Annotated in this window: 11 protein-coding genes; 6 read left to right on the forward strand and 5 right to left on the reverse strand. The window is 38.7% G+C overall.

Going from position 1 to position 9682, the window contains the following annotated elements:
* Positions 1-26 precede the first annotated feature (26 nt).
* Together AAW12_RS03785 and AAW12_RS03790 are read left to right on the forward strand one after the other, a co-directional pair.
* Positions 27-959 carry a DnaJ C-terminal domain-containing protein gene (locus tag AAW12_RS03785; protein WP_046672277.1) on the forward strand — a complete coding sequence of 311 codons (933 nt, stop codon included), beginning with the start codon at positions 27-29 and terminating at the stop codon, positions 957-959.
* A 4-nt stretch (positions 960-963) separates the two neighbouring features.
* Positions 964-1254 (forward strand): chaperone modulator CbpM, encoded by a 291-nt coding sequence (locus tag AAW12_RS03790; protein ID WP_046672278.1) that lies wholly within the window; start codon positions 964-966, stop codon positions 1252-1254.
* Positions 1255-1277: 23 nt separating this feature from the next.
* Here AAW12_RS03790 and AAW12_RS03795 read toward each other — a convergent pair whose 3' ends face one another.
* From AAW12_RS03795 to AAW12_RS03815, 5 genes are all read right to left on the reverse strand, one after another.
* Positions 1278-2168, reverse strand: a complete 891-nt coding sequence (locus tag AAW12_RS03795; protein WP_046672279.1) for a hypothetical protein — start codon at positions 2166-2168, stop codon at positions 1278-1280.
* A 16-nt stretch (positions 2169-2184) separates the two neighbouring features.
* On the reverse strand, positions 2185-3918 hold the full coding sequence (locus AAW12_RS03800) for an energy transducer TonB (protein WP_046672280.1): 1734 nt from the start codon (positions 3916-3918) through the stop codon (positions 2185-2187).
* 31 nt (positions 3919-3949) lie between these two features.
* Positions 3950-4318 (reverse strand): BlaI/MecI/CopY family transcriptional regulator, encoded by a 369-nt coding sequence (locus AAW12_RS03805; protein WP_046672281.1) that lies wholly within the window; start codon positions 4316-4318, stop codon positions 3950-3952.
* Between the two features lie 150 nt (positions 4319-4468).
* Complete coding sequence (gene arfB, locus AAW12_RS03810; RefSeq protein ID WP_046672282.1) at positions 4469-4873, reverse strand: alternative ribosome rescue aminoacyl-tRNA hydrolase ArfB; 405 nt, start codon at positions 4871-4873, stop codon at positions 4469-4471.
* Positions 4870-5589, reverse strand: coding sequence for a DUF1003 domain-containing protein (locus AAW12_RS03815; RefSeq protein ID WP_046672283.1), 720 nt, complete (start codon positions 5587-5589; stop codon positions 4870-4872). The genes arfB and AAW12_RS03815 overlap by 4 nt, the downstream gene beginning before the upstream one ends.
* Positions 5590-5950: 361 nt before the next feature.
* Here AAW12_RS03815 and bshA point away from each other — a divergent pair, with 361 nt between their 5' ends.
* The 4 genes from bshA (at position 5951) to AAW12_RS03835 (ending at position 9676) form a co-directional block, all read left to right on the forward strand.
* Positions 5951-7093, forward strand: coding sequence for an N-acetyl-alpha-D-glucosaminyl L-malate synthase BshA (gene bshA / locus AAW12_RS03820; protein ID WP_046672291.1), 1143 nt, complete (start codon positions 5951-5953; stop codon positions 7091-7093).
* Positions 7094-7166: 73 nt separating this feature from the next.
* Positions 7167-7871 carry a UMP kinase gene (gene pyrH, locus AAW12_RS03825; protein ID WP_046672284.1) on the forward strand — a complete coding sequence of 235 codons (705 nt, stop codon included), beginning with the start codon at positions 7167-7169 and terminating at the stop codon, positions 7869-7871.
* 28 nt (positions 7872-7899) lie between these two features.
* Positions 7900-8463, forward strand: coding sequence for a ribosome recycling factor (gene frr / locus AAW12_RS03830; RefSeq protein WP_046672285.1), 564 nt, complete (start codon positions 7900-7902; stop codon positions 8461-8463).
* 229 nt (positions 8464-8692) lie between these two features.
* The gene (locus tag AAW12_RS03835) at positions 8693-9676 is read left to right on the forward strand and encodes a sugar phosphate isomerase/epimerase family protein (protein WP_231585196.1); all 984 of its coding nucleotides are present in this window, start codon (positions 8693-8695) and stop codon (positions 9674-9676) included.
* Positions 9677-9682: the final 6 nt, after the last annotated feature.

Raw genomic sequence — 9682 nt, forward strand, 5'->3', positions numbered from 1 at the left:
TCTTTAATACAAAACAAGTATAATTTATGGCTTTTGTAGATTACTATAAAGTGCTTGGCATTGATAAAACAGCTTCAGCTGATGACATCAAAAAAGCATATCGAAAACTAGCCCGTAAATACCACCCTGATGTCAACCCCAATGACAATGAGGCCAAACAACGATTTCAGGAGATTAATGAGGCAAATGAAGTATTATCCGATCCCGAAAAGCGCAAAAAATATGACCAATACGGTGAACATTGGCAACATGGAGAGGAGTATGAAAAAGCGCAACAACAATACCGTCAGTCCCAATCTAACGGAGGAAATCCATTCGGAGCTGGAGGAAATCCATTTGGTGGTGGCGGTCCCCATGAGTACACTGGAAACTTTGATGATGGGCAATTCTCTGATTTCTTCGAACAGATGTTTGGTAGCAGACGCGGAGGAGGCCGTCAAAGTACATTCCGTGGCCAGGACTTTAATGCGGAGCTCAGCTTAACCTTACAAGAAGCTTACACGACACATCAACAGACCTTCAATATCAATGGAAAAAGTATCCGTATCACGATTCATGCTGGCGTAGAGGATGGTCAAAAGATCAAATTGAAAGGTTATGGCGGAGAGGGCATCAACGGCGGCCCAAAAGGAGATCTCTATATCACTATCAACATCACACCTGATGTCCGTTTTAAACGGCAGGGGAATGACTTATACACGACACTCGACGTCGACCTCTATACAGCTATTTTGGGCGGTGAAGCAACCTTAGATACCTTCGGCGGAAAAGTAAAACTGACGATTAAAGCCGAAAGTCAAAATGGTGCAAAAATGCGCCTTAAAGGAAAAGGTTTCCCTTTGTATCGCAAAGAAAGTGAATTTGGCGACCTGTATGTCACATTGAATATTCAAATGCCCAATAATCTGTCTGCCGAAGAAAAGGCCTTGTTCCAACAGTTGAAGGATTTAAAACACTAATCTTATGGAAACGACACTCATTAAAGTCATCGACTTCTGCCAGTCCAGAAAGGTTGAAACAACATTCCTGCAAACCATGGAGGAATACGGACTCATACATATTGTCATTCAACAAGAAGAACAATATATTGATGAAGAGGAGCTCCAAAAATTGGAACGCTTTTCAAATCTCTACTATGATCTTGAAGTAAATCCTGCCGGAATTCAGGTTGCCAGTCATCTATTGGAGAAAGTTGAACAGCTCCAAAATGAAATTTCACATTTAAAGAATAAATTGAAAGCCCTGGATTATTGATCCAAGGCTTTCAATTTATTTCGTTAGAATTCGACATCCCGCTCTGTATTCACCTTGGTCTGCCAAACAATCTTGTCTTGCAATGTGGTATATAGAATTTCATAATCCCCTTTACAAGTCACAAAGGAACCATAAAAATCACCAGGCTTCATCACGCGGTAAACAACCAGTTTTCGTTCTCCGCCAACTTCACCATAAGCTTTCATTAACATGTAACCTGTTTTATTCACCTTTTCTTCCGGAATTTTATAATCTAAATGCGAACGGCTACTACCATCATCAGGACATAAAATCTCTGTGCGGCTCGGGGTAAATTTATAACGATCACGATACATAGCCACATTGGACATGACCACATCCTTGGCCCAGGCGATATCGGTAAAATCCTCCGGGAAGAGAAAAATCAACGACACCATTTTCTCTTGCCAAAGGCGCCCATTAAAAGGAATTACAAAATGAAGCAGCTTTTGGCCTTTAAAAGTTGTAGTCGTATAAAAATACCGTCCTTCCTTATGTTGCTCCCGTTGAAAAGAACTTAAATCAAGTAGGTGATTTTTCTTCCCCTTTACATTTGGGGAATTGTTGACTACAGCAAGCATGTCATATTGATATTTTCCTTCTAGATGTCCAGAAAACAATACCTGATACGCGGTATCTGAATAGCGCAAATAGCGCAATACACGACGAAATCGATTGTCAACCTGCTTTGCATTAATCGGATTAGTCTTACCTTGCCAATTTTTATCCTCCATTATATCATCTCCGAGAAATACGGTGAGCTCTTTGTTAATATTAACAAAATACTCGTCTCCTTGTACCGCGAAACCGTTGGGAACCACTTTATAGGACTTACAGGAAGAAAGCATGGCCAAAACCGTAATAAAATAGAAAATTTGAATGAATCTGCTCTGCATATTTATGATCTAATCTTTACTTCTCTAAATTTAAACGAATCGGCAGTGTGTAAGCCACACGTACCGGTTTACCATTTATTATCCCTGGTTTCCATTTTTTCGCACCTTTTAGGAGTTCCAACGTAGCCTCTTTGGTCCCATAACCAAGATCTTTTTTCACATCAAAATGGGATAAACTACCATCCTTTTCGACAATAAAGACCACTTCGATTATACCGTTAACACTGTGTTTAATAGCTGCTTCAGGAAAAACAAAATTATTGCCTACCCAGATCATAAAAGATTGCATTCCCCCAATAGGTGTTGGTTGTACTTCAACTTTATTAAAGGCAACTAAATCATCCTGGAAATCCAACGAAAGATTCCAGCGGTCGCTCTCATCTTCCGTCCTTATCGATTTTACTTCCCTGAGTTGTTTTTCCGTCTCTTCACCATATTCAGCGCCCGGGAATGAATGCGATGATATCCGGACCTTTCTGCCCAATGTGTCAGTTTCCTCCCAATAATACGTCGTTTTTCCGCCAACGGTAACGGGTAAGGAAAGCAACGATCGAACAACTTTCCCATTGACAATTGCGGGTTTCCATTTCCCACTTGCTTTTACAGCATTTTCCACAGCGGATGCCAGGCCATAACCTAAATCATTTTTAGCCTTTATATGGCTCAACTCACCATTTTTTTCCACGATGGCTGTGATGACAATTACCCCGATCACATTATTTTTGATTGCTTCATCACTCACGTGGATTCTACTGGCCAATCCCATGACATACTTTTTCATTCCTCCAACTGGAATGGCCATGATCTCAGGATCTTTGTAGACCTTACTGTCTTCATTTACCTGTCCATTTTTCAGCTCCTCAGACTGGCTCGGCAATGTCTGCTCATCAGTCACAGTTAACCCATTGACGCTTTCTTCTACATCAGCTACCATAGCCTTGGCCCTACTCGTATTAAAGACTAAAGTAGACCCCGCTACCACCAATAGCATGGGCAGCACAATCGCATATAACAAGCGTTGTCTTTGTACAGATTTATCTTTAAATAACATCGTGATGCGCTGTTTTAAAAAAGAATGATTCGAAAACTCATGTGAAAAAGCCAATTGATCTGTACGCAATGCATGAGCAACCAACATTTCTGCATAAGCCACTTTATCGGTCGAACAAATTTCATCTACAATATACTCGTGTTGAAATCTGATTTCCTTCTGAAAGAAATACACAACAGGATTGAACCAATTGAAAATTTTAAGTAGCTCAATCAACAGCAAATCGTAGGAATGCCCCTGCGCAGTATGGACCTGCTCGTGCCATTCAATATTTTTCTTGTTTTTAATCGATTTCCCAATCACTATTCTATTAAAAAAAGAAAAACTCAGGTACTCAGGAGAAGAACGCAATACCCGAACAAGTTGCCTGATCCGTATCGCCAGGAAAAAAAAGGCGATTCCCACTCCTATCCAATAGATCTTGGAAAGAATATCCAACAGAAAAAGAGGTTTTTTTTCGATCGGGCTCCCGATTTCGACATCCATATATGTTCCTAAGTCGACCTGTGGAATATGATTGGAAATCATTTCCGTCTTGGGTAATTCAATAAAAATACCCACAGGAGCTAATAAGGAAAATACAACCATTCCAATCAGATAGATCCGGTTCCATTGAAAAAAAGTAAGTTTTCTAAAAATCAGTTTGTAGAGCACAAAACTGATAATCAATGAAATATTGACAATCAATAAGTAAATCATAATCAAAAAGTTTATAAAAGGGTATTGGTTGTTATTTATTACGTTCGATGATCGATAAGATGTCATCAAGTTCTTTGATGTCCAGCCTATTCTCTTCCAAAAAATAAGAGAGCATACGCTTAGGCGAATTATCAAAATAATTCGTTAATAACTTTCCTGTAATACCTTTCTTATATTCCTCTTTTGAAATCTTTGGTAAATATTGATGACTTTTACCAAAAGATTCATGCCTTACAAAGCCCTTTGTTTCGAGAATACGAACGATGGTCGAGACTGTGTTATAGGCCGGTTTCGGCTCCGGAAGTCGATCAATAATTTCTTTGACAAAGCCACGGCCCATCTCCCAGAGCTCTTGCATAATCTGCTCCTCGGCTTTCGTTAACTCTTTAAAATCCTCCATAACTCCTCAGGAATAAAATAAATACCAGAATAATAAATCAATACACAAGTTATAACTAAAATCATAGTTTTACAACTAATAAATTAGTTTAAAATACAAAATACTGATAATTAAACAATTAATTTACAACAATACGTGATATTGTCATCTTTATTCGTCGAAATTCTTTTTCCTTGAGGCTTTCAATTGAGACTGCTGTTTCTTTCGATCCAGTCTTTTTAGCACACTCGAATACGGAGTTTTAGTTTTTTTTCGGGGTTTTTCCGGCACAAGTGCGCCTTCCACAATACGCTTAAAGCGATCGATTGCGATTTCTTTATTACGGATCTGCGACCGATCGATATCGCACTCCAATTGCAGTATTCCTTCTTTATTGATACGATTTGCCAACGCAGTGAAAATCATTGCTTTTTCTTCAACAGAAGCAGCTGTGGATAGCGCAACATCCCACTGCAACAATACTTTCGATGACACCTTGTTTACATGTTGTCCACCTGCTCCACCTGATCTGGAAAACTTAAACGTAAGTTCTCCTATTACTCCTTCTAAATTCATTTATTTTTAAATGCTTCTTCTATTTTTTCCATCTTTTTTAATAGAAAGCTCAATTTTTCCACTTGATCCCGTTGTACTTCGACAAGTTCTTGTTCTTTGCGGATAATGAGATGATCTATTTTCTCATGCAATTCCCTGATTTCGAGTTCAGCCTTTAAGTTGACCATATAGTCATTTCTTGCACGTTCACGATCCTTATCTTCCTGTCTGTTTTGACTCATCATAATAACTGGAGCTTGCAAAGCAGCTACGCAGGACAAAATGAGGTTCAGTAAAATAAAGGGATAAGGATCGAAGCCTTTATTATTTAACCAAAAGATATTGGCCGCAATCCAGACAATCAAAAATAAGATAAAGGAAATAATAAAGGTCCAGCTTCCGCCAAACTCAGCTACTTTATCGGCAACCCGGTCTCCTACGCTGACTGGCTCCATATTATCTCCATCCAAACTTGCGCTGATTACTTTATTTTCCTTAAAACTGTTGATGACCTGCTGATCCAATTGACTTAACTGTCCAGACTCATCTTTCAGAAATTCGGCGATATAAGTTTCTTTAAATCGTGTCAACTCGCTTGCGGCGATATACTTGTCCTTACTAAAACCTGGATATTCCTTTTTTACCAGCTTAAAAATGGGTTGTCGGATTGAAGCCCCCAAAATACGTTGTTCCAAAGGAAATTGCTGTCCTGAAATATCACTTATAAAGTTATCCATATACCGATTTAATGTCTATTTAAAGATAGTGCTTTTTAACCAATCAAAAAATTCACAAAACTATGGCAATTGGTTTTTGTTATTTTACGCATAAATAGACGAAATTTGCAACACAAAATTCAGGAATAAGCATCTTCAATTTACCTTGTTATCATGAAGTAAAATAAGAGAGCAATTGTCAAGCTAAAGAACTTCGTTGGTGCCACATGAATGAATAGCATTTGTATGTAATGCGCATTGCGAGTCTTGAACAACGACAATCAAAGTACTAACACGAGGTTCCCGGGAGCCTTTTAACAAAAAATAAACAGCGTTTATAACGGGATGCCGTTAAAATATGCGCTCAGACATAATTACGCAGATGAAAATAGGAATTGTTTGTTATCCCACCTTTGGTGGAAGTGGTGTAGTTGCAACCGAACTAGGAAAGGCCTTGGCCGCAAATGGACATGAGATTCATTTTATTACCTATCGACAACCTGCACGTCTGGATTTCTTTTCTGAAAACCTATATTATCATGAGGTAGCTGTTTCGCAGTATCCTCTTTTTGATTTTCTACCCTATGAATCTGCGTTAGCCAGCAAACTGGTTGATGTTGTTCGTTTCGAAAAGTTGGATTTGATCCACGTCCACTATGCCATTCCACATGCATCAGCGGCATTTATGGCCAAACAGATCTTACTCACTACCTACGGCATTAATATTCCTGTCGTGACGACTTTACACGGGACAGATATTACATTGGTTGGCAAAGACAAGAGTTTTAGTCCGGTCGTAACATTCTCCATCAATCAGTCCGATGGCGTAACCGCTGTATCACAGAATCTGAAAGATCAGACGCTTCAATATTTTGATATTACGCGCGATATCAAAGTGATTCCCAACTTTATTGACCTCGACAGATTTAGCAATAAAGATCGGTCACATTTCAAAAAAGCCATTGCCCCCGGCAATGAGCGTATATTGGTCCATACTTCCAACTTTAGAAAAGTTAAAAATACAGAAGATGTTATCCGTATTTTTAAGAAAGTACATGATGTTATCCCTTCCAAATTACTGATGGTAGGTGACGGTCCTGAGCGTCGAAATGCAGAAGAGCTATCCAGAGAACTTGATGTCTGCAAGGACGTCCGTTTCTTGGGGAAACAGGATGCAGTGGAAGAAATACTGTCTGTATCAGATCTATTTCTGATGCCTTCAAGTTCGGAAAGTTTCGGTCTTGCGGCTTTAGAAGCCATGGCTTGTCAGGTTCCAGTTATCTCTTCCAATACTGGAGGGTTACCTGAGCTGAATGAAAACGGCGTCACTGGATTTCTCAGTGCTGTTGGTGATGTTGAAGATATGGCGAAAAATGCGATTTATATCTTGGAAGATGGAGAGCGCTTAGAAAAATTTAAGGAAGCGGCATTAAATCATGCGAAAAAATTCCAATTGTCCAATATTATGCCTTTATATGAACAGTATTACGGAGAAGTCATTAATCAAACAATAAAAGCACAATAAATATTATTTTAGGCTTAAGGGATAAAAAAAATATTTTATCTTTGACCTTTGGAAAATTTCCAAAAAAACAATTATGAAATACAAACGTATCTTATTAAAACTTAGCGGTGAATCCTTAATGGGTGACCAAAGCTACGGTATCGATATTAACCGTGTATCACAATACGCTAATGATATCAAAGAACTTCACGATCAAGGTCTAGAAATTGCAATTGTTATCGGTGGCGGTAATATATATCGTGGTCTAAGCGCCGAAAAATCAGGCATGGACCGTGTTCAGGCAGACTATATGGGCATGCTTGCCACAGTCATCAACAGCATGGCACTTCAAGATGCGCTTGAGAAAGTTGGGAAAAAGACACGTTTGCTTACTGCGATCAAAATGGAGCAAATCTGCGAACCATTTATTCGCAGAAGAGCTGTACGCCATTTGGAAAAAGGCCGTATTGTTATTTTCGGAGCTGGTACAGGAAACCCTTATTTCACAACGGATACCGCTGCATCTTTGCGTGCAATCGAAATCAATGCCGATGCCGTATTGAAAGGAACCCGTGTTGATGGTATTTACACTGCAGATCCTGAAAAAGATCCTACTGCAACAAAATTTGAAGAAATATCATTCACAGAGGTTTATGAGAAAGGATTAAATGTTATGGATATGACAGCCTTTACCCTTTGTCAAGAAAACAAATTACCGATCATCGTATTTGATATGAACAAACCAGGCAACTTATTGAAACTTGCTAATGGTGAACATGTCGGAACTGTGGTTAAATAATTTAAATCTGTAAAAAACGTAATCTTATATGAACGAACTAATTTCAATTGAATTGGACGATTGTAAAGACAAGATGTCCAAAGCAGTTGCTCACACCGAATCCGAATTAACTAAAATTCGTGCGGGTAAAGCTTCTCCATCGATGTTAGATGGAATTTCAGTAGACTATTATGGTAGCGCCACTCCACTTTCACAAGTGGCCAACATCAATACAACTGATGCACGGACTATTGTTATCCAACCTTGGGAAAAATCGCTCATCAACGCAATTGAAAAAGCTATCACTGACGCTAACCTAGGAATCAACCCACAGAATGACGGTATCGTTATTCGTCTGAATATTCCTCCTTTGACAGAAGAAAGAAGACGTGATTTGGTGAAGAAAGTAAAAGAGGAAACTGAAAGAGGCCGTATTGGTATTCGTAATATCCGTAAAGATATAAACGAGTCCATTAAAAAATTAAAAAATGATGGCGCTTCAGAAGATGAAATCAAAACTGCTGAAGGAGAAGTTCAAAAGTTAACGGATGCATTCATTGTAAAAGTTGATAAATTGGCTGAACTGAAAGAAAAAGATATCATGACTGTTTAAGTTTCCTACTTGAATAGAAAAAAGGTCTGAAAAATTTTCAGACCTTTTTTATTGGTGTGAAGAACTCCGCACTCCTCCCCTAAAAAGAACTCTTCCCAACCTACAAGACATTGACCATCCAAAAATTTTATGGGTTAAGATTCAGCATACACTTCAAAAATATTCCTTGCAGCACCATTGATTTCTGAACAAATAATTGTACATTGTACACTAACAAGTAATCAATTATATGATGAACAATTCTCGTCGTCAATTTTTAAAGCAAGCTGGAATAGGTCTTTCGGCAGCTTATCTGGTGCCCAACTTTATATCTTGTCAAAATAAAGCCGGTGCAATCAGCGACAATCCATTACAGAATATAGGTGTACAGCTGTATTCCATTCGCGATTTAATGGATAAAGATCCGAAAGGATCTTTGGAACAAATTGCCAAAATTGGGTATAAACATGTTGAGCTCTATGGGATAGACGCCACAGCCAAGCAGTTCTGGAAATTGCCTTACAAAGAGTTGAAGAAAATATTGGATGATAACGGTCTAAAAACACATTCAGGCCATTACGATATGTCCAAATACCTCAGTAAAGCGCATACCGACAAAGAAGATCTTGCGGCTTATTTTGATGCGGCAAAAGAACTTGGCCAAGAATATGTAATTGCTCCTGTAACACCGATGTTTGATTTGAATGCATTGAAAAAAGATGATTATCTCTATGCTGCCGAGCAATTGAATAAAGCTGGTGAACAGGCTAAAAAATTGGGTCTAAAAGTTGCCTACCACAACCATTTCTGGGAATTTAGGGATCTGGGCAATAATACGACCGGTGAAGAGGTGATGTTAGCATTCACTGAACCTGATCTGGTCGATTTTGAATTAGACCTTTTCTGGGCAGAAAAAGCGGGTAAAAACCCGATAGCCTTGTTTGAAAAATTCCCCAACCGTTTTAAACTATGGCATGTCAAAGATATGGATAAAACAAAATCCAATCCCATTGAATGGCCCAAAGATGGAAAATTGCCGATTGAGCAAATCTTCAATGACATCAAGTATACTGAAGTGGGGACCGGAAGTATCAACTTTCCTGAAATCGTCAAAGAAAAGAACAAAGCCGGACTTAAATATGCTTTTGTTGAGCAAGACAACATCTATATGCCAAATAAGATGGAAAGTCTCAAAAAAAGCTACGATTATGTTCAGGCAAATCTTACAAAATAAAAAAGG

Source organism: Sphingobacterium sp. Ag1 (assembly GCF_000988325.1).
GTDB lineage: Bacteria > Bacteroidota > Bacteroidia > Sphingobacteriales > Sphingobacteriaceae > Sphingobacterium.

What these genes read in the sequence shown, in the direction of transcription:
- AAW12_RS03785 (WP_046672277.1), top strand. Translation starts at nt 27, where the DNA reads ATGGCTTTTGTAGATTACTATAAAGTGCTTGGCATTGATAAAACAGCT.
- AAW12_RS03790 (WP_046672278.1), top strand. Translation starts at nt 964, where the DNA reads ATGGAAACGACACTCATTAAAGTCATCGACTTCTGCCAGTCCAGAAAG.
- AAW12_RS03795 (WP_046672279.1), bottom strand. Translation starts at nt 2,168, where the DNA reads ATGCAGAGCAGATTCATTCAAATTTTCTATTTTATTACGGTTTTGGCC.
- AAW12_RS03800 (WP_046672280.1), bottom strand. Translation starts at nt 3,918, where the DNA reads ATGATTTACTTATTGATTGTCAATATTTCATTGATTATCAGTTTTGTG.
- AAW12_RS03805 (WP_046672281.1), bottom strand. Translation starts at nt 4,318, where the DNA reads ATGGAGGATTTTAAAGAGTTAACGAAAGCCGAGGAGCAGATTATGCAA.
- arfB (WP_046672282.1), bottom strand. Translation starts at nt 4,873, where the DNA reads ATGAATTTAGAAGGAGTAATAGGAGAACTTACGTTTAAGTTTTCCAGA.
- AAW12_RS03815 (WP_046672283.1), bottom strand. Translation starts at nt 5,589, where the DNA reads ATGGATAACTTTATAAGTGATATTTCAGGACAGCAATTTCCTTTGGAA.
- bshA (WP_046672291.1), top strand. Translation starts at nt 5,951, where the DNA reads ATGAAAATAGGAATTGTTTGTTATCCCACCTTTGGTGGAAGTGGTGTA.
- pyrH (WP_046672284.1), top strand. Translation starts at nt 7,167, where the DNA reads ATGAAATACAAACGTATCTTATTAAAACTTAGCGGTGAATCCTTAATG.
- frr (WP_046672285.1), top strand. Translation starts at nt 7,900, where the DNA reads ATGAACGAACTAATTTCAATTGAATTGGACGATTGTAAAGACAAGATG.
- AAW12_RS03835 (WP_231585196.1), top strand. Translation starts at nt 8,693, where the DNA reads ATGATGAACAATTCTCGTCGTCAATTTTTAAAGCAAGCTGGAATAGGT.